The 17,878-nt window shown below is 68.9% G+C and carries 15 protein-coding genes and 3 pseudogenes; 10 read left to right on the top strand and 8 right to left on the bottom strand.

Annotated elements, in window-relative coordinates; all coding sequences use genetic code 11:
* Together ACFYX3_RS41590 and ACFYX3_RS41585 are read left to right on the top strand one after the other, a co-directional pair.
* Positions 1-133: pseudogene (locus tag ACFYX3_RS41590) on the top strand (IS256 family transposase); the annotation flags it as partial.
* Between the two features lie 467 nt (positions 134-600).
* On the top strand, positions 601-2,250 hold the full coding sequence (locus ACFYX3_RS41585; RefSeq protein ID WP_389025290.1) for an N-acetylmuramoyl-L-alanine amidase: 1,650 nt from the start codon (positions 601-603) through the stop codon (positions 2,248-2,250).
* 101 nt (positions 2,251-2,351) lie between these two features.
* Here the strand turns inward: ACFYX3_RS41585 and ACFYX3_RS41580 are convergent, their stop codons facing one another.
* Entirely contained in the window at positions 2,352-2,576 is a 225-nt protein-coding gene (locus tag ACFYX3_RS41580; RefSeq protein ID WP_389025288.1) for a hypothetical protein, read from the bottom strand.
* Positions 2,577-2,733: 157 nt separating this feature from the next.
* Positions 2,734-3,954, bottom strand: a complete 1,221-nt coding sequence (locus ACFYX3_RS41575; protein ID WP_389025286.1) for a metallophosphoesterase — start codon at positions 3,952-3,954, stop codon at positions 2,734-2,736.
* Between the two features lie 571 nt (positions 3,955-4,525).
* Here ACFYX3_RS41575 and ACFYX3_RS41570 point away from each other — a divergent pair.
* On the top strand, positions 4,526-4,726 hold the full coding sequence (locus ACFYX3_RS41570; RefSeq protein WP_389025284.1) for a hypothetical protein: 201 nt from the start codon (positions 4,526-4,528) through the stop codon (positions 4,724-4,726).
* A gap of 41 nt (positions 4,727-4,767) precedes the next feature.
* On the opposite strand, the gene ACFYX3_RS41565 is transcribed toward ACFYX3_RS41570, so the two are convergent.
* Together ACFYX3_RS41565 and ACFYX3_RS41560 are read right to left on the bottom strand one after the other, a co-directional pair.
* Complete coding sequence (locus tag ACFYX3_RS41565; protein ID WP_389025292.1) at positions 4,768-5,508, bottom strand: ATP-grasp domain-containing protein; 741 nt, start codon at positions 5,506-5,508, stop codon at positions 4,768-4,770.
* 165 nt (positions 5,509-5,673) lie between these two features.
* The gene (locus tag ACFYX3_RS41560; protein ID WP_389025282.1) at positions 5,674-6,336 is read right to left on the bottom strand and encodes a hypothetical protein; all 663 of its coding nucleotides are present in this window, start codon (positions 6,334-6,336) and stop codon (positions 5,674-5,676) included.
* A 296-nt stretch (positions 6,337-6,632) separates the two neighbouring features.
* Here ACFYX3_RS41560 and ACFYX3_RS41555 point away from each other — a divergent pair, with 296 nt between their 5' ends.
* Positions 6,633-8,072 (top strand): lamin tail domain-containing protein, encoded by a 1,440-nt coding sequence (locus ACFYX3_RS41555; protein ID WP_389025280.1) that lies wholly within the window; start codon positions 6,633-6,635, stop codon positions 8,070-8,072.
* Between the two features lie 630 nt (positions 8,073-8,702).
* On the opposite strand, the pseudogene ACFYX3_RS41550 reads toward ACFYX3_RS41555, so the two are convergent.
* Positions 8,703-9,081: pseudogene (locus tag ACFYX3_RS41550) on the bottom strand (MFS transporter); the annotation flags it as partial.
* A 169-nt stretch (positions 9,082-9,250) separates the two neighbouring features.
* Here ACFYX3_RS41550 and ACFYX3_RS41545 point away from each other — a divergent pair.
* From ACFYX3_RS41545 to ACFYX3_RS41530, 4 genes are all read left to right on the top strand, one after another.
* A complete protein-coding gene (locus tag ACFYX3_RS41545; RefSeq protein WP_389025278.1) occupies positions 9,251-10,303 on the top strand; it encodes a YihY/virulence factor BrkB family protein in 1,053 nt (350 codons plus the stop codon).
* A gap of 205 nt (positions 10,304-10,508) precedes the next feature.
* A complete protein-coding gene (locus ACFYX3_RS41540) occupies positions 10,509-10,925 on the top strand; it encodes a phage holin family protein (protein ID WP_389025276.1) in 417 nt (138 codons plus the stop codon).
* A complete protein-coding gene (locus ACFYX3_RS41535) occupies positions 10,922-11,410 on the top strand; it encodes a DUF3618 domain-containing protein (RefSeq protein ID WP_389025274.1) in 489 nt (162 codons plus the stop codon). The genes ACFYX3_RS41540 and ACFYX3_RS41535 overlap by 4 nt, the downstream gene beginning before the upstream one ends.
* Positions 11,407-11,673, top strand: a complete 267-nt coding sequence (locus tag ACFYX3_RS41530) for a DUF4235 domain-containing protein (protein ID WP_389025272.1) — start codon at positions 11,407-11,409, stop codon at positions 11,671-11,673. The genes ACFYX3_RS41535 and ACFYX3_RS41530 overlap by 4 nt, the downstream gene beginning before the upstream one ends.
* A 115-nt stretch (positions 11,674-11,788) precedes the next feature.
* On the opposite strand, the gene ACFYX3_RS41525 is transcribed toward ACFYX3_RS41530, so the two are convergent.
* Positions 11,789-12,142, bottom strand: a complete 354-nt coding sequence (locus ACFYX3_RS41525; protein ID WP_389025270.1) for a multicopper oxidase domain-containing protein — start codon at positions 12,140-12,142, stop codon at positions 11,789-11,791.
* Between the two features lie 816 nt (positions 12,143-12,958).
* Positions 12,959-13,327, bottom strand: a complete 369-nt coding sequence (locus ACFYX3_RS41520) for a hypothetical protein (RefSeq protein ID WP_382662058.1) — start codon at positions 13,325-13,327, stop codon at positions 12,959-12,961.
* 706 nt (positions 13,328-14,033) lie between these two features.
* Here ACFYX3_RS41520 and ACFYX3_RS41515 point away from each other — a divergent pair.
* On the top strand, positions 14,034-16,346 hold the full coding sequence (locus ACFYX3_RS41515) for a molybdopterin-dependent oxidoreductase (protein ID WP_389025267.1): 2,313 nt from the start codon (positions 14,034-14,036) through the stop codon (positions 16,344-16,346).
* 135 nt (positions 16,347-16,481) lie between these two features.
* Entirely contained in the window at positions 16,482-17,033 is a 552-nt protein-coding gene (locus ACFYX3_RS41510) for an EF-hand domain-containing protein (RefSeq protein ID WP_389025265.1), read from the top strand.
* A 588-nt stretch (positions 17,034-17,621) separates the two neighbouring features.
* Here ACFYX3_RS41510 and ACFYX3_RS41505 read toward each other — a convergent pair.
* A pseudogene (locus tag ACFYX3_RS41505) lies at positions 17,622-17,772 on the bottom strand (IS5/IS1182 family transposase); the annotation flags it as partial.
* Positions 17,773-17,878 lie beyond the last annotated feature (106 nt).

Here is a 17,878-nt window from a genome sequence, read left to right as displayed (position 1 = left end):
GTGCGTCTGCCTGGCGATCATGTCCCTCGACCCCACCGGCAAGGGGCAGTCCCGCTGGACCCTGCGCTGGAAGACCGCCCTGAACGCCTTCGACACCACCTTCGACGGCCGCCTCTCCGCAGCCCGTCAGTAACCCCAACCACCCCTGTTACACCGTTCGATTGACAGACGCCACCTGCTGATCGTCGACGGCACCTGGTCCCCACGCGCGGGCTCACTGCTCTGGTTCGGTGACGGGGGTGCGTCTGTTGGGCGTGTCGGTGGGACCGGGAGGATCCTGTCCAAAGGATTGTGGCGGCCGCGCCATCGGCCTTGACCGAACGACGACCGCCATAGCGAAATGGACATGGTGTGACCAGAAGACACAGGCGGCACCGGGGTTTCGGGGCTGCGGGAGTAGCGGTAGCCCTCATCTGGGGATGTGCCACTGCTGGGAATGCCCGGCCCTCCGACGCGACACCCGGCGGCTTCGAGCGGGCGGCCGAACAAGCGGCAGCGGAATTCGGGGTGCCTGAGGAAGTACTTCTCGGCGTCAGCTACGAGTCCTCGTGGTGGGAGGCCAATGACGGCCGCCCTAGCACCAAGGGGGGTTACGGTCCGATGCACCTGACGGACACGACGTCCGGGGGAGCGTACGCCCATCGCCCGGGCGAAGGGCCGGTGGACGCCACGGGCACCGACGACCCGTCCGAGCACACATTGCAGGCTGCCGCCGCGATGATCGGCGTCTCGCCCCGGACTCTCAAGCGGGACGAACTGCAGAACCTTCGAGGCGGCGCCGCACTGCTCGCCTCGTATCAATGGCAGATCACCCGTCAGATGCCGCTCGACCCAGGCAGCTGGTACGGGGCTGTGGCGCACTACAGCCAGGCCTCCGACACCGCAGCGGCCGGACGGTTCGCCGATGGGGTGTTCGAAGTGATCCGCAGCGGCCGGCAGAGGGTGCGCAAGGACGGCCAGAGGGTGTCGTTGCCGAAGACGCCGTCCGTCCGTCCGACGAGGTCACAGCTCGCGTCCCTGGGGCTGCGGACGTCGGCCGCGGCGGCAGTGCCGGAGTGCCCCAGCGAGCTGAACTGCCGGTTCGTTCCCGCTGCTGCCTCGAACTACCAGGTGTCCGCGCGGAACTCGAACGGCATGGACGTCGACTTCATCGTCATCCATGACCTCGAAGGGTCCTATGACGGTGGAGTCAGCTGGTTCCAGGACCCGGGCAGCGGGGTTTCGGCACATTACGTGATGAAGGCCGACGGCAGTGAGGCAACGCAGATGGTTGCCACCAAGGACATCGCATTCCACGCCGGAAACTACTGGGTCAACCTCCACGGCATCGGTATCGAACTGGAGGGATACGCCGCCCAGGGGCCCACCTGGTTCACTCCGGCCCAGTACAAGGCGACTGCCGCCCTGGTGGTCTATCTGGCACGGCGCTTCGGCGTCCCCCTGGACCGCAAGCACATCATCGGGCACGACAACGTTCTCCCGCCGAGGCCGGCCCGCGCGCCGGACGCACACTGGGACCCCGGCCCCTACTGGGACTGGGAGAAGTTCATGGCTCTCCTCGACGCCGATCACCGCCTGGCGCTCGAGGCCGAGGGAGCGGAGACGAGCGGGAACATCGCCATCGGACAGGCGGTCACGATCGCCCCGGCGTACGGCAAGAACCCGCAGACGGTGACGGTGTGCGCCCCGACGTGCCGGACCCAGACACAGCCTTCGAACTTCCTCTACGTCCGCACGGAGCCCCGCGACGACGCCCCGCTCGTCTCCGACCTTGCCCTCCGTCCGGACGGGTCGGCGGGAACAGACCGCATCGACGACTGGGGATCCACCGTGGTGTGGGGGCAGGAATTCGTGGTCGCCGATGTGCGAGGCGACTGGACGGCTATCTGGTTCGGTGGGCAGAAGGGATGGATCCACAACCCGGCGGGCGTGAACACCCGCCTCGCCCCGGACGCGCGGATCGTTCGTCCCGCGAGCGGAGTGAAGTCGGTCTCCCTCTACACAACGGCCTACCCTCGCGCCGACGAGTACCCCCAGGGGGTGCCTGCATCGGAACAGACGCGGTTCAACATGTACACGTTCCCCCAAGGGCAGGCGTACGTGGCCGCTCGCACACCGGTGGAAGCCGACGACTTCTTCCCTGCCACACCCACGCGCCCGGAGGTTGTGGTCACCGGTGACCAGAAGTACGACGTGATCCAGTACAACCGACGCCTGGCTACGGTGAACACCGCGGAGACAGGCCGATAACCCCGGAATGGCCGCGGAGACAAGCCGCCGGCTCGGGCGACGGTGACGTTCGGCAACGGCCGACGGGGAGGAAATGCGTTGAAGCCAGGGGAAGGCGGGGCTCAGGAGAGCAGGTCGTGGATGCTGCGAGCCACGAGCCACAGCCCGATCAGCAGGGAAAGTATGACGATCAACTGTTCCTGATGCTGGATCAGTCGGCTCAGCAGTGCGTCGAGGGCAGTGGCGGCACCGGCGGCGACCAGTCTCCAGGGCTGAAGCACCCATGCGAGACCGGCCGCGGCAGTGGGGGAGGCGTTGTCGATCCGGGCGGTCCAGCGGGGCGGCACGTGTGGGTGGGGCCGGGAGGGTCCGTCGATTGGCTGTCGGTCACCTGCACCGGGCGGGGCGCCGGGCGGGCGTACGCAGGTGGAGATGCGTGTTGCTCCAATCGGCCGCACGGGACTCCGGGAGCGAGCCGATCAGCAACGGGTCCGCGTGCGAGACCTAGGACGAGGTGGACTGTTGCGGGGAGCGGAGCACGAGCAAGGTGATCTCGCTGGGGGCGAAGACGCGGAAGGGCGGGCCCCAGAAGCCGGTGCCGCGGCTCGTGTAGAGCAGGGTGCGAGCGCCGTGGTGGCTGAGACCGGCGACGGCGGGCTGGTCGAGGCGGACCAGGTAGTGGAAGGGCCAGATCTGGCCGCCGTGGGTGTGGCCGGAGAGCTGGAGGTCGATGCCGTGGGCCGCCGCCCGGTCGATGAACTTGGGCTGATGGGCGAGGAGAAGGACGGGCAGGTCGGGATCGGCGCCCTGGAGGGCCCCGTCGAGGTGGGCGCGGTGCCCCGCCAGTCCGGAGGACTCGGCGGTGACGTCGTCCACACCTGCGATCACGAGGGTGTCACCGCCGCGTTCGAGCAGCAGATGACGGTTGCGCAGCGGCTCCCAGCCCAGCTCGTCCATCAGGTCGACCCAGCCCTGAGCCTCGCTGTAGTACTCGTGGTTGCCGGTGACGTAGACACGGGCATGCGTCGCCTTCACGGTGCCCAACGGGGCGGCCTGGGCACGACGGCGTTCGGCCGTGCCGTCCGCGATGTCGCCGGTGTGGCAGACCAGATCGGCTTCCAGGGTGTTCACCGTCTCGCAGACCCGTGCCGACCAGCGGGCGCGGTCGAGCGGGCCGTAGTGGGTGTCGGTGATCAGGGCGACTCGGGTGCCGTCCAGCCCGGCCCCCAGACGCGGGAGCCGCACGTCGAGTCGGCGTACGCGTGGCACGCGTCGGGCTTCGGCGTACCCCCAGGCGATCAGTACGGCGGTCACACCGAGAACGGCCCAGGTGACGATGCGTGCCCGTTCCTGTCCGTCACCGACGTCGGCCACGGACAGGGCGAGCCGCAGCAGGACGCCGAGCAGCACCGACCAGGTGAACAGGACCCAGATGCTGCCCAGGAGCGTGTCACCGACGATCGCGGACCGGTCTTGCTGACGCCGACCGTGGCCGCGCACCATCGCGAGCGGCATTCCGATCAGGCCGAGGGCGAACAGCGCGGTGCCGACCAGGGCGACGGGGAGTGGCCAGTGCTGACCGGCGTACAGGAGAACCCAGCACGGAACGGACCACAGCAGGAGGGGAGCGATCAAGGGGATGTACCGCATCAGGCGCTGGAGCAGGCTCCGCGACGCCCCTGGTGCCTCCTCGGCGGCGGATTGGGTGTTGCTGGTCTCGCTCATGCGTCCCCTCCTGAGGTCCTGTCCGGCAGATCGTGCGAGGAGCGGAACCGGGTGGCGGCAGCGGCACAGTCGCCGTATCAGCCATCCGCTGATGGCCTCGATACGAGCCGCCGCCCGCGCCCTGCCTCTCCTCAGGCCTGCCGTGCCGGAGTCTCCTGCAAAGCCCATTGTCCGCCGCGGAGGAATGGAGCAGCCCACCAGGCCCCGCGAGCCCGTTCATGACGCCCAACGGACCGGAGAAGGCAGCAGCGCTCGATCCTCCCATGCGTACGTCAGGCTGACTTCCCAGACCGCAGACCGCAGACCGCAGACCGCAGACCGCAGACCGCAGACCGCAGACCGCACACCGTCCTGCCCGGCCAGGGCCCGGGCACCGGGCGGGTTTCCTTCGCGGTGTGCTGGCCGCCGTCCGGCTGCGGTTCCGGGCAGGATCTCAGCTGTCGTTTGCCGCATTGTTCGCCGAAGCGACACACCGCCGTCCCACGGAGCGCGCAGAAGACGACAACGAGCCCGAGTACCAGCTGCGCAGCCGGTTTCGGTCGCTGTTCTGAGGCCGACCACCGACAACGTGATGGCCTACCTGTTCCGTCAGAGGGCCCGGGTCCTCATCAGGCTGGAGTTCTGGTGTGAGGAAGACCTGCTCAACCACCCTGAAGACGCCGGTGTGGTCTTCGTCGTCGAGATCCCGTCCGAGGAGTTCGTGGGGATCCTCGAAGGCATCGATGTGGCGCTCGGCGACGGCTCGGGCGAGGGCGGCTGTTGCCTCTCGTGAACAGAGCCAGGCCCTACAGGACCACGTTCCACGGCGCCCCGTCAGAGGCCGCAGTGCCGCACGAAGGCCTGATCCCTCGGTGCCACCCGCTCGCGCGGCCCCGCCGCCCGTAGCACCACGTCCAGCACGCGGGCCGGGTCAGCCGCGTACGCGTGGGAGAACCACGCCATGTTGGCCTCGACCACGGCCCACCGATGGCCCGGACGGTAGGGGTCGAGCAGCTGGCCGACGTCCACGACGACGGCGCTCGGCAGCGCAGAGCCCGTCTCGGCGACCAGGAGGTCGACGAACTCGGTGATCTCCTGGGCTACCGTCCCGTGTCCGTCGAGCGGACGGGGATCCAGCCGGCCGAACACCGCGTACCGACTGCCCGTGGCGATCCGCCCGTCCAGCAGGAACAGTCGGTACTCGGCAGCGAACGTCACGACGTCGGAGAGCAGCACAGGCGTCGCCGGGTCCAGATCGGTGGGCAACCGGGAGCCGTCGGCGTAGACGTCCGCCCGAAAGGACTTGTCCCGCGGCGGCTTCGCGAACGTCGGCCGATCGACCGCCCACGCGTCCGCGAGCGTCGCCATTCGGACCTCGCGCCCGGTGAACTCCTTCGGCAGCCGCGCAAGCCAGTCGTCCTCCGGTTCGAGCAACGCGAACCCGAGCCGTCCGGCCAATCCTGCCCCCGCGACAGGACCGCCGTACCAGTAGGCCGGTCCCACAGCCGTACGGGTCTCCTCCGCCGCCAGGACCTCCATCCCCCGCTTCGTCGCCTCACCGGCCAACAGTTCCATCGTCGACGTCCGCCGACCGGGCATGACCAGCACCGCACCCCTCCTCCACCATGCACGAAGCCGCCACGCTAGACCGGACCGGTCCCGGTTACACCCCGGTTTCCGGTCCCTGGAGCGGGAAGGCGCGCAGCGTGAGTTCGGACCGGCGCCTTCGCCGGTTTTCGATCAGCCGGTGGCGCGCTCGCCCGTCAGGCCGCTGCGCGCGAGGGCGCGGGCCACAGCGGCCGGGTCCGGCTCGTCGCCGTCCGGGTCGCGCAACCGTGCCAACAACGTGTCCACGTCCTGGAGCCGGCCGATCTCCGCCTGGGCGAGGAACGTGTCGGCGTCGGGCCCCCCGTCCGCCGGCGCCAGGCGCTCGGCCAGCAGATCCACCGCTTCCGTACGGTCGACCAGCGCGCCCATTCCACAGTCCAGGCCGTCGTCGTCGAGGGTGTCCGGGTAGGGCGCGCGGGCCCAGGTTCCGTTCTCGTACCAGTAGACGCAGCCGAGCTCGTAGCCGGACAACCGGTCGCGCAGCTCGTCCCACGGCAGCCATGCCGGGCCACCCGCAAGCATGTCGACCGGCGGCTCGTGCCACTTCACCGCACTCGACTCGTCCTCGCCGTACAGCACGTAACGGCCTTCGCCCATGTTGGACATCACCCACCAGGTACAGCCGCCGTCGTCCCAGTGGAGCCCGTCGTCGTCGATCCAGCGACCGGTCCGGTGCACACCGGGCCGGCGTTCGCCCGCGGTGGTCGCCCCGAGCGCGGCGAGCAGGGCCCAGCGGGCCCACAGCCTCCCGGCGGGCGGAAGGTCTCCGGGCAGTCCCGGGCGGTTGATCGTCATGGTGATCACGGTACGGGCGCAGGCACCCGACTCGTACACCGGGTGCGCGTCACCCAGTGCCCGCTCCGGCGGTTCCCGCGGCATCGCGCCCAGCACGACGAGACCGCTCGAACGGTCCGCCCCCGGGCAGCGCGGTGAAGCGATGCCGGATGCCCCCTCGACCGGTCGGAGCCCGTCGACTCGTCGTTCGACGTGCGTTCACCCGACAACCGAACCGATGCCGATCGCTGTTCGGCATCGACCGGGACTCTCGTCTCGCTCAGCCACCACTCCTCCTCTCCATCCGGGACGGACACGTGCTCGAAGTACGCGCTCGCCGTGGGCGTCATCGCCTCGCCCTTCTCCGCCGCGCCTCGCTCCGCCTGGTCGTGGCCGGCTCCACGATGGCTGCTGCCGCGTCGGTGGCCGTGACCGCGGCCCACGCGGCCCCCGCCGAGGACATCCGCATCAACGAGGTCGTGACGACCGGCAGCGTCAACGACTCGATCGAGCTGTTCAACAAGGGCGCGGGCGCCGTCGACATCTCCGGCTGGGTCCTCAAGGACGACAACAACAGCTCGAAGTTCACGGTGCCGTCCGGGACGACGCTCGGCCCGGGCGCCGTCCGCGCCTTCGACGTCTCCGCGTCGTTCGGTCTCGGATCCGGGGACAAGGCCCGCCTCTACCTGCCCGGCGGCAGCACGCTGGTCGACAGCTTCACCTGGAGCAGTCACTCCTCCCCGTCCTGGTCGCGGTGCCCCGATGGCACCGGAGCCTTCCAGCAGGCGGCTCTGACGCTCGGCGCGCTGAACTCCTGCGGCGGGGGCGGTACGGGGCCGGAGGCCTGGCCCGGCGGCAGCTCCGTGGCCGCGGCTGACGGCTCCGACGTCTTCGGCCCGGACCTCAGCGGCCTGTACCAGGAGGGCTCCGTGATGTGGGGCGCCCAGAACTCCGGCAAGCTGTGGCGCCTGGTGCGTGACGGCTCCGGCGGCTGGCGGCCGGACGCCACGAACGGATGGACCTCGGGCAAGACCCTCCGGTTCCCCGGCGGTAGCGGCACCCCCGACAGCGAGGCCGTGACGCTGACGGCCGCAGGTGCGACGGGCGGCGCCTACGTGGCGAGCGAGCGCAACGGCGACGCCTCCGGCACCAGCCGTCTGTCCGTTCTCCGTTACGACGTCGACACGGGCAGTGGCACCACCCTGACCGCCACGAAGGAGTGGAACCTGACCGCCGGCCTGCCGGCAGTCGGTTCCAACGCCGGCTTCGAGGCGATCAGCTGGATCCCGGACGCCACGCTCACCGCGGCGGGCTTCAAGGACGAGTCGACCGGCGCTGCCTACGACCCGAACCGCTTCGGCGCGCACACCGGCGGCGTCTTCTTCGTCGGCGTGGAGGGCACCGGATCGGTCTACGGTTACGTTCTCGAGGACGGCGGCACGGCCACCCGGGTCGCCACGATCAGCAGCGGCATGTCCGGAGTCATGGAGCTCCAGTGGGAGCCGCAGGCCGCGCGCCTGTGGCTCGTCTGCGACGACACCTGCTCCGGGCAGCACCGGGCCCTGAAGATCGGCACCAACGGCACCTTCGCCCCGGCCGGCGTCTACAACCGTCCGACCGGCATGGCCAATCTGAACAACGAGGGCTTCACGCTCGCTGCCGCCGACGAGTGCGTGGGCGGCACCAAGCCCGTGTACTGGGCGGACGACAGCAACACCAGCGGTCACGCGATCCGCAAGGGCACCGTCACCTGCTGACGCCCGTCGGCAGTGGCAACAAGGGATCGAGGGGCGTCCGACACGGCCGAGGCCGAGGTCGGGCGCCCTTCGGCGAGACCCGGGACGGCTCTCCGCGCGGGACCGTGGTGGGGGAGTCCAGTACTGCACCAGGCAACGTTTGCCATGTGGGCGCGGTGCTTCTGATCCGCCTGCCGATGAACACGCGCCGCCGGCCGGCGGCGCGGGCGGTGCTGGAGGGCACCGTCCCGGGATCGGAGCGCAGGTCATGGCTCAGCGCCTCTGGATCCGACCGTTCGCGCTCCTCGGCCCTCCGCCACAGCGGTGCCACGCGCCGGGCCGGAGATCCCGCTGCCAGGGAACGGCGCAGGGTGTCGGCCTCGGTCGGAGCGAGGTCGAGTTCCTTGATGATCCTGCGGGGCGTGACATGGGCGAGGTCCTCGGCGCGACAGGCGCGCTCGAAGGCGAGGTACCGCTCCAGGACGGTTCCGGGTTCCCCGGACGGGCCGTGGGACGGGCGGGGGCTGGGAGGCGGGCGGCACGCTGCCGTCCTCGGGCTTTCCCGGAGAAGCCGCAGAGGGTGTGTGACACCTCTTCGGCGGCTTCCAGGCTCGGACACTGGGCGAGGGCCCGTGCGAGTGGGCTGAGCCGGAGCGCGTCCAGCCTCTCGCGCCGGGCGGGCGGAGCTCCGGCGGGCACATCGGCCAGAACCGTTGCGAGAGCCACCGCGACGACGGGCAGGTTGACCAGCATGTCCCAGCGCCGGCCGGCGTACCCGGTCAGCAGTCCACCGCCAGCGCGCCACCCGCGGCGTTCACCGCGCTCCACACCCCCAGCGCCCGGACGCGCCGAGGACCTTCGGTGAAGGTGGTGGTGGGCACCGCCAGTGCGGCGGGCGCAGCTGCCGCGGCTCCCAGGCCCTGCCCGGCGCGTGCGGCGATCAGTCGCCAAGGATCCTGTGCCGGCCCGCCCGGGAGCACAGCCCGAAGACGGTCAGTCCCCGTACGAACACCCTGCGTCGGCCGAACAGGCTGACGACCGCGCGTGCCGCCCGACTCTAGATGACGCGGGCCGGTCACCGGGCCTCCGACCCCCTGGACGGCACGCGCGGCGACAAGGCGTCCGGTCTCGTCGGAGTGCCCGCCCTGCCGCGCGGTCTCGGGACGCATGAGCGGGGCGTGAGTGGAAAGCCGCCGACTATGGCACGCAGGCCGAAATCAGGGCAGGGCGACGACCTCCAGTCCACCACGACCAAGCCCGCGACCGTGGGTCCCGACGAACACGTCGAGGAGCGGGCTCCGGACCGACTGTCGGAGATGTCGAGACGGTCGTGGAAGGCTGTCCTGCGTGGCACGCTCAAGGAGTTCCAGGACGACGAGCTCATCGACCGGGCCGCCGCGCTGACCTACTACGGTGTGCTGGCCCTCTTCCCGGCTCTTCTGGTGATCGTGTCGCTGCTCGGCACAATGGGGGAGTCGGCGACCCAGCAGGTCCTGGACAACCTCCAGAAGTTCGCACCCGGCTCGGCCCGCGACGTGGTCAGCAGCGCCCTTCACCAGCTCCAGGGCCATGCGGGCACCAGCTCGCTGCTGGCCGTCGTGGGTCTGATCGTCGCGGTCTGGTCGGCCTCCGGGTACGTCGGCGCGTTCATCCGTACGTCGAACGCCGTCTACGACATGCCCGAAGGCCGCCCGATGTGGAAGATCCTGCCGCTGAGGCTGGCCCTGACCGTCACCCTGATGATCCTGGCCGTCGTCAGCGCCCTGATCGTCGTCCTCACGGGTGGTCTGGCCCGCCAGGCAGGTGCCGCCCTCGGCATCGGCGACAGCGCGCTCACGGTGTGGTCGATCGCGAAGTGGCCGGTCCTCGCCCTGCTCGTGACGATCATGATCGCGATCTTGTACTGGGCGGCTCCCAACGCGAAGGGCCGTGGCTTCAGGTGGGTCACCCCCGGCAGCTTCCTGGCGCTGGTGATCTGGATGGCCGCCTCGGCCTGCTTCACGTTCTTCGTCGCGAACTTCGGCTCGTACAACAAGATCTACGGCACCCTCGCAGGCGTGATCATCTTCCTGATCTGGCTGTGGATCACCAACGTGGCCATTCTGCTCGGCCTGGAGTTCGATGCCGAGATGTCCCGCCAACGCGCGGTCGCCGGCGGGCATCCGGATGACGAGGAGCCCTATGTGGAACCCAGGGATACCCAGAAATGGAGGGACGTGGACCATCGCGGTAAGGGGCAGCGGCGCGTATGACGCCCGCGGGCGGTTCGGCAGGCCCCTCCGAGTGGATGAGCCGTCACTTGCGGGGTGCGCGGGGCCGTGACAAGCCGGACGTACGTGCCGACCGACCGCCCCCGGTACCGATTCGGGCCGCGAGCGGAGCGGCACTGCGCAGGTGAAACGAACGACGGTCATCGCGGCAGGTGACGGGCACGTACACGGAAAGAGTGAGGAGCCGATGAGCGCGGTCGGACGGGACCCGGACCACACCGAGGAATCAATGGGTGACCTCGTCTCCCGAGGGTCACAGCAGATCTCGGAACTGGTTCGTGAGGAGATGCAGCCGGCCCGCGCGGAGATGAGCCGGAAGGGCAGACGCTACGGCGTGGGCGGCGGCCTGTTCGGCGGAGCCGGCCTGCTCGGCTTCCTTGCCGCGCAGGCTCTGGGCGTCGCCCTGATCGCGGCCCTCGCACTGCTCCTCCGGGTGTGGGCTGCGGGCCTGATCACCGCCGCCCTCCTGCCGGCGGCCGTCGCGGCCCTGGTGGCCGCTACGGGGAAGAAGCAGATCGTCAAGGCCGGTACCCCCGTGCCGGAACAAGCCATCGACAGCGTCAAGGCGGACATGGCCGAGATCAAGGAGGCAGCACACCGATGAACACTTCCTCCAAGGGCGGCGACGAAGCCGCGCCCACACCCGAGGCACTGCGCGAGCAGCTCAAGCGCACCCGTGACGAGTTCGGCGTGACGGTGGAGGCGCTGGCGGCGAAGGCCGACGTCAAGGCACAGGCCAAGGGGAAGGCGGCCGAATTCGAGCAGCGGGCCGTCGAGTTGAAGAAGCAGGCCGCCGGAGAGCCCGTTGTCGTCACCGACCGGATTCGGGAGAAGACGACGCATGCCGTCCAGTCGCTCAAGGACAAGACTCCGGATCCAGTCCTGGACAAGGCGTCCCATGCCGCGGTGCAGCTGCACGACACAGCGACGCGCGTCGGACGTCTCGCCGCCGAGAGGACCCCGCGGCCGGTCCGCGAGAAGGCCGGATCCGTCGCGACCATGGCTCAGGCCAAGCGTGCCCCTCTGCTCGCGGCCGGTACCGCGTTCGTCGTTCTCCTGCTCCTGCGTCGCAGCCTGAGGCGACGATGAAAGCAGCCAAGATCGTGTACAAGCCGGTCGGCCTGGCACTCGGCGTCGCGAGCGGCATGGTTGCCGGCACGGCCTTCAAGCAGGCGTGGAGGATGATCGGCCACGAGGACGACGTCCCGGACGCCACCGACGAGAGCCGCACCTGGCGGGAGGTTCTCGTCTCCGCAGCCCTGCAGGGTGCGATCTTCGCGGTCGTCAAGACGGCTGTCGACCGGGCGGGAGCCATCGGCTTCCGACGCCTGACCGGGACGTGGCCTGGCTGAACCGTCCAGGGCGGTGTCGGACCCTCCTCGACGGCCGGCGCCGCCGTACCTCTGTGGTTCGGACCGGGAGCCCGCTGACGGCTGAGCGGCCGAGCTGCACGCAAGGCAAGTCCCCTCAGGGAGTCGTCATCGTCCGGTGGCCGAGGGGCACGCGGCTGAGCTCTCGTGTTCGAACGTGGTGGACGGTCTGCACCATGCAGGGGTCTTCGTGCTGGAGCTGGTGGCAGTGGGCGATGGTGCGGGCCGGTGAAGTCCTCGTGCCTGAGGCCGCCCTGCCGCCCGACAGCCGGATGGCGTCGTGCCGGACCGGTGGATCGAGCCGTCGGCCCTTGCGGTGGGTGAGGAGGACCTGGTTGGTGTGCGGGTGGAACGGGCGGCTGTGCGCGGGCAGGGTCTCGTCGGTGCGGACGGTCCACCGCTCGACGGCGCCGAGACGCAGGGTGTGGTTGACGAAATCGGGATCGACCAAGCCGTAGGCGGGGGCCCGCGTGAGGTCGCCGCGGGGGTCGGGTGGGTACCCAGGACGCGGAAGGCGCTCGGGAACGCCCCGGAGAAGACGTCCGGGTCGGTGTGGAAGAGCACCTCCTGGTCGGCTGCCCGGGTTGGCGATGTCCCTCTCGTCGAGGAACGGGCCGCCCGCCGGCAGAGATGCCGGAAGGGCCATCGGCGGCTGCACGGGTTCTCCCGCTACCCCGACCGTCATCAGAGGGGCAAGCCATTCCGTCGGACCGCAGTTCGTACCGGCCGGGCGCGCCACCCCGGATCAGGACGTCGGCGCGGCTGCTCATGGCCAGGCCCTCACGGCCCACGGTGACGGGTCTCGGGAGCGTAGGACCGTCCTGTGCGACCTCGTGGGGCGGCAGGCTTCCGCCCTTGACCTTGAGTTCGGTGATGCACCCGACGAGGTCGGCGGCCGTTCTGATCTCGGGGAGCTCGTCGTAGGCGTGTGGTGACCCGGCCCCACCCCGGGACGAAGGCGTCCGTGTACCGGACGTCCAACGTCTGGACCACCGCCGACGCGGAGTCGGGCACCGATCGAGAAGCCCCTATGGCAGGTTGCGGGAAGGCTACCGGCGCCGCCGCCGCGTACTGCCGGGTCGGCTTCCGCCAGACGCCACCGCGAGTCCCGCAGCGGGAACGGCCCCCAGAATCGCTCGACGGCAGATTCCGTCGCCCGCTCCCATGCGCGTGCAAAGCATTCCCGTTCGGATGCATCGACACGGATGGCGCACCGTGGGCAGTCTGGACGCCACGCGACCGGATGGCTCGGGGTGGACCCGGTTCCTCACTGACGCTCGTCCATGCGGATGGCACGCCGCAACTCGTCCGCTGCTTCATGGCTCGTGCCCGCATGCTGCTCCAGCAGCGCCATGGCAATCGCGTCCAGCTTGCGCTGGACGGCGTGAGTGTCGCGCCGTTCTGCGTTCTTCAGCAGAGCGAGCAGCAGGAGGTTGACCGACGTCATGAGATCTCCGGCGAAGATCAGCCAGGACAGCGGTGGGTGTACGAGGTGCAGGACGATCGTGCCGATAACCAGGAGCACGCACAGGCCGTAGAACAACGGGGAGCTGGTGACGTTCGACGCCCGCTCCGAGAACGCGGCGAACCAGTCCCGTCCGGCACCGCCCCGCTTGGCGGGATGATCAGTGGTCATGGCCGCCATCTTCCCCGTGCTTGCCCCGTTCACGACCGAACCCGGCCGCGCGGTCACCGGCGAAGACGGCGTCGCACCCCGGACGACTGGCAGGCCCAGCTCGTTCCTTCCGCGTGGACCAGGCCACGGGCAGGCCGGTCGGCTTCTTCTACGGCGGGGCGAACCACGGAGTCGCAGGGGAGAAGAGAAGGTCATGCGTTCAGTAAGGATCTTCAGCGCCGCCTCTCGAGGGTGAGGACTGCCTTGGCGATTGACGTGAGTCGGTTGGGACTGATCCGGGCTTTGCGAAGATCCGCCAGGCCTTGAGGCGGGCGAAGGCCCGCTCGAGCGGGAAGTGGAGTCGGGTGTGCTCGGTTGACGGCGGCTTGTCTGGGTGTGAGGGGGCGTCCGAGGCGGCGTTTGAACGACACCTGGAAGGTTCCGCCGGCGCCGGCGTAGGCCTGGTCCGCCAGGACCGGGATCCGCAGTCGTTCACAGACGAGGCGGAACATCTCGGAGATGTGCACGGTGTCGCCCGTCGTTTGCCGACAAGCGCTCCCTACCCGGCCGGTGTTGTCCGGCCATGGGCAGCCGCGCTCGGCAGCGGGGTTGGGTGGGCGGTCACAGGGGAAGTCTCCGTTTCCCGGATCGTCGGCTGAAGTGGGCCCCTGCGACGTGAGCAATCACGGTTCGAGATCGGGGGAAACTTCAGGGGTGGAGTTGATGCATGGTGGAACGACGCATGTCGGTTGCGACGCACTGGGGCAGCTTTGTCGCGGTGGTCGATTCCGGTCGGTTGGTTCGAATCGAACCGAGGGACGATGACCCCGCGCCGTCGCCCATCGGCCCCGGAATGGTGACAGCCGCCGACGACAGCGCTCGCGTGTTGCGCCCCGCGGTGCGCAGGGGCTGGCTGAACGGTCTGCCGCGCGCCCACACCACGGCCAGAGGCGCGGACGCCTTCGTGGAGGTGAGCTGGGACGACGCGATCACGCTGGTGAGCGATGAACTGCGCCGAGTGCGTTCACAGCACGGAGACAGCGCGGTGTTCGGCGGATCCTACGGCTGGGCGAGTGCGGGCGCGTTCCACAACGCGCAGGACCAACTCCACCGGTTCCTGGCGTTAGGCGGGGGATACACGGACTCTCGCAATACGTACAGCACCGCGGCGTTGGAGGTCATCCTCCCCCATGTGATCGGCGGGCATCCGTGGAGCTACCAGTCCCGGATGCCGATGTGGGACGAGATCGCCGAGAACTGCGAGCTTGTGGTGGCGTTTGGAGGGCTGGCCCTCAAGAACAGCCAGATCAACCCGGGCGGGCTGGCCAGACACCAGACGCAGAACCTGCAGCGCCAGTGCCGCGAGGCAGGGGTACGGTTCGTGAACGTCAGCCCCATCCGCAGCGACGTCGCCGGCTTCCTCGATGCCGAGTGGCTGCCCGTCATCCCCAACACCGACACGGCCGCCATGCTCGGCATCGCACACACGATGCTGGTCAACGGCTGGCACGATGAGGACTTTCTTCGCCGTTGCTGCATCGGCTTCGACCGCTTTGCCTCCTACCTGGTCGGCGAGCACGATGGCGTCGCGAAGGATGCTGCCTGGGCAGCGGAGATCACGGGCATCAGCCGCGAGGCGATCACTGACCTCGCTCGCCGCCTCACCACCCGGCGTTCTCTCATCATGGTCAACTACGCGGTGCAGCGGGCAGACCACGGCGAACAACCGATCTGGATGTCTGTCGTGCTGGCTGCCATGGCCGGCTCGATGGGCCGGCCTGGCTGCGGCTGGGGCGCAGGTTACGCGACGATGGACGCGACCGGCGTGGCCAGAGGACGCCCCTCTGTGGCGAAGGTACCGGAGGCCTCCAACCCCGTTCCGGACTTCATCCCCGTCGCCAGGATCGCCGATACCCTGCTGCATCCGGGTGAGACCATCGACTACGACGGCCGGCGTCTCACGTTGCCCGAGCTTCGCCTGATCTACTGGTGTGGAGGCAACCCGTTCCATCACCATCAGGACCTGCATCGGTTGGCCCGTGCCTGGCAGACCCCTGACACGGTGGTGGTTCACGAAGCCTGGTGGAACGCCACGGCCAAGTTCGCGGACATCGTCCTTCCCGTCGCCACCAGTTTGGAGCGCGACGACTTTGCCGCCGGATTCTCGGACCCCCACCTCGTTGCGATGCCGAAGGTCCGCGAGCCGGCGGGCGAGTCGCGCACTGACCACCAGATCTTCGCCGCCTTGGCCTCCCGGCTCGGATACGGGCAGCAGTTCACGGAGTCACGTTCCGAGATCGAATGGGTCCGGCACCTTTACGAGCAGACGAGTGCCGAGCTCGGCGACGCTGCCGTATTGCCGAGCTTCGAGGACTTCTGGCGAACCTCCGCCGCTGAGCTGCCGGCGTTGACCGGACCGTTTCCCGGCAGCTTCGAGGCGCTCCGCGCAGATCCGCAGAGCTTCCCCCTGTCGACGCCGTCGGGCCGGATCGAGATCTTCTCCGAGGAGATCGACTCGTTCGGCTATGACGACTGCGCCGGGCATCCGACGTGGTTTGAACCAGCGGAGTGGCTTGGTGCCGATCTGTCGGACCGATTCCCGCTACATTTGATCTCGAATCAGCCCGCCTCGCGTCTGCACAGCCAGTACGACAACGGTGGCCACAGCCTCAGTTCGAAGATCCGTGGCCGTGAGCCCGTGACGATCAATCCGTTGGACGCCGCGTCGCGCGGCATCGAGGACGGCATGATCGTACGCGTCTACAACGACCGAGGTAGCTGTCTCGCGGGTGCCGTCCTGTCCGACGATGTCATGCCGGGCGTCGTACAGCTGTCCACGGGAGCGTGGTGGGATCCCGTCCAGCCGGGCCTGAGCGGAACATTGGACCGCCACGGCAACCCGAACGTTCTCACGGGTGATCGACCGTGCTCGCGCCTGTCCCAAGGGCCGAGTGCTCACAGTGCGCTGGTCGACGTCGAGTCGTACAGCGGTCCTCTTCCCGATGTGCGCGCCTTTGCAACACCAGATATCGAACATTGACACGAAAGCTCTCTGATTCTCCGGGCGTGTTTTCGTGTACAGCGCCATCAAGCGCATAGCAGGGCCCTGACGCCTGAGGGACTCTCCACTTACCCGTTTTGCGTTTGCGTAATGGTGTGAATACCTTTCGTAGTCGTGACTGCACTTCAAGATCTCAAATACGCCCAGTGGTTCAGGGGCGCCGACGTCGACGGTGACGGGTTCATCACCCAGCGGGACGTCCGAATGATGAGCGAGCGTTACATCACTGCCCGCGGTACCGCGCCGGACTCCGCGACCGCCCGCCTGCTCACCGAGGGGATGGACGTGTTCTGGACGAACGTGATCGCCCCGATGGATCAGGACGGTGACGGGAAGGTCGACCTGCGAGAGATGACCGAAGGGTTCAGGCGGGTCCTGACCGACCCTGCCCTGTACCCGGAACAGGTCGAGCCGGTGACCAACTGCTTCTTCGACCTCGTCGACCTCAATGGAGACGGCAAGATCGACCGGGCCGAGTTCCAGCAGATGTTCGACTCGGTCGCCGGCGTTCCCGGCGAGGACTGCATCGCGGTCTTCGCCGCTTTGGACAGGGACGGCTCCGGCGCGCTGGACCGCGCCGAATTCCACCAGGCGGTCGCAGAGTTCTTCTACGGCAACGACCCGGACGCTCCTGCCAACCACTTGTTCGGCAGGATCGCCCGCTGACGGCCTCGGATTCGGCCCGGGACCCGCACGCCCGCACCACTTCTGGTGGGGGCGTGCGGCGTGAAGACCTCAGACCAGAACCCCCTGACGACGCCTCTTCAATCCAGGCATCTTGTTGATGCGGGTTCGTCGGGCTGGAACCTTGTGTGATCACTTTTGTGTGTGCCGCCTGCGCCCGCCCTCTGGCCAGGGCTGTGCAGCTGTCCGAGACTCTGGTCAGACCAGAGTTCGACGGGCGAATCGGACCCGACGGGTATCGCCGGACCCTGGCCACGATGCCTATGGGTGCTATGCCCTGGAGCCTGAGCCATGGGAACCCCCGTTCCTGCCGACCGACGAACCCGTCGCGGTGTTTCCCGGCGGGCCTTGTGTCGGCGATCCGAACGGAGACGGGTTCCTGACATCCGGGGGCCTCGAAACACGATCGTTCTCCATCCCGACGACGCATCAGACCTACTGCCCGACCTGCTGCCCGACCTTGAGGGAGACCGCACAGGCTGCGGCTGGCATGCCAGCGGGGCCTGAACCGGCTGTGCCCATGTGGCGCTGCCGTAGGGACAGAGATCAGCGAGTGAGCGTTTTCCCACCTCACGTTGATGCGAGGTGAAGGGTGAGGACGGCCTTCACGACGTCGGCGATCCGGTTGGTGCCGCAGTGGAGCCTCCGCGGGAGGCTTCACCCCTTGAGGGTGGCCATGGCCTGCTCGCCGAGACAGCGGGATCTTGGCGTGGGTGGTGTTGTGGCGGCGCTCCACCTCCTAATGCTGTTGTCAAGCCGCCGTTGTGACCGGGAGTCCATCTTGGTAGCACCGTCCGTCACGGATCAGGGCCCACAGGACGTTCACA

Source organism: Streptomyces sp. NPDC002463 (assembly GCF_042889835.1).
GTDB classification, from domain to species: Bacteria; Actinomycetota; Actinomycetes; order Streptomycetales; family Streptomycetaceae; genus Streptomyces; species Streptomyces nymphaeiformis.
Note: the sequence above shows the minus strand (reverse complement) of the source record. Positions and strands in the feature narration are given on the sequence as shown.

What these genes read in the sequence shown, in the direction of transcription:
- ACFYX3_RS41585 (WP_389025290.1), top strand. Translation starts at nt 601, where the DNA reads ATGCACCTGACGGACACGACGTCCGGGGGAGCGTACGCCCATCGCCCG.
- ACFYX3_RS41575 (WP_389025286.1), bottom strand. Translation starts at nt 3,954, where the DNA reads ATGAGCGAGACCAGCAACACCCAATCCGCCGCCGAGGAGGCACCAGGG.
- ACFYX3_RS41570 (WP_389025284.1), top strand. Translation starts at nt 4,526, where the DNA reads ATGGCCTACCTGTTCCGTCAGAGGGCCCGGGTCCTCATCAGGCTGGAG.
- ACFYX3_RS41565 (WP_389025292.1), bottom strand. Translation starts at nt 5,508, where the DNA reads ATGGAACTGTTGGCCGGTGAGGCGACGAAGCGGGGGATGGAGGTCCTG.
- ACFYX3_RS41560 (WP_389025282.1), bottom strand. Translation starts at nt 6,336, where the DNA reads ATGACGATCAACCGCCCGGGACTGCCCGGAGACCTTCCGCCCGCCGGG.
- ACFYX3_RS41545 (WP_389025278.1), top strand. Translation starts at nt 9,251, where the DNA reads ATGGCACGCAGGCCGAAATCAGGGCAGGGCGACGACCTCCAGTCCACC.
- ACFYX3_RS41540 (WP_389025276.1), top strand. Translation starts at nt 10,509, where the DNA reads ATGAGCGCGGTCGGACGGGACCCGGACCACACCGAGGAATCAATGGGT.
- ACFYX3_RS41535 (WP_389025274.1), top strand. Translation starts at nt 10,922, where the DNA reads ATGAACACTTCCTCCAAGGGCGGCGACGAAGCCGCGCCCACACCCGAG.
- ACFYX3_RS41530 (WP_389025272.1), top strand. Translation starts at nt 11,407, where the DNA reads ATGAAAGCAGCCAAGATCGTGTACAAGCCGGTCGGCCTGGCACTCGGC.
- ACFYX3_RS41520 (WP_382662058.1), bottom strand. Translation starts at nt 13,327, where the DNA reads ATGACCACTGATCATCCCGCCAAGCGGGGCGGTGCCGGACGGGACTGG.
- ACFYX3_RS41515 (WP_389025267.1), top strand. Translation starts at nt 14,034, where the DNA reads ATGGTGGAACGACGCATGTCGGTTGCGACGCACTGGGGCAGCTTTGTC.